This is a genomic window from Pseudomonas sp. DF11 (genome assembly GCF_058148565.1).
Window position 1 is genome coordinate 1 of the sequence record NZ_JBYVYN010000040.1, and the last position, 205, is coordinate 205.

A 205-nucleotide genomic window follows, 5' to 3' on the forward strand; every position below is an offset into this window, starting at 1 on the left:
TCCCACAAGCACCCACACGAATTGCTTGATTCAGTTGTTAAAGAGCGGTTGGTTAAGAGCTTTCGTCTCAACCGAGGCGCGCATTCTACAGCGCCCCGTGTATCTGTCAAGCGGTTATTTTCAGAAGTTTTCAAAGTTTCACTTGAGAAACATCAACAACTTCAACCACTTGCGCTTCCGATCTCTCGTTAGCGGGAGGCGAATT

At 47.3% G+C, this 205-nt stretch carries 1 protein-coding gene; it reads left to right on the top strand.

Translation table 11 applies throughout. The annotated features are described in order from the left end of the window. Positions 1–192, top strand: a 192-nt coding sequence (locus AC30D9_RS29455) for a hypothetical protein (RefSeq protein WP_490145380.1), incomplete at its 5' end; no start/stop codon positions are given. Between the last annotated feature and the right edge of the window lie 13 nt (positions 193–205).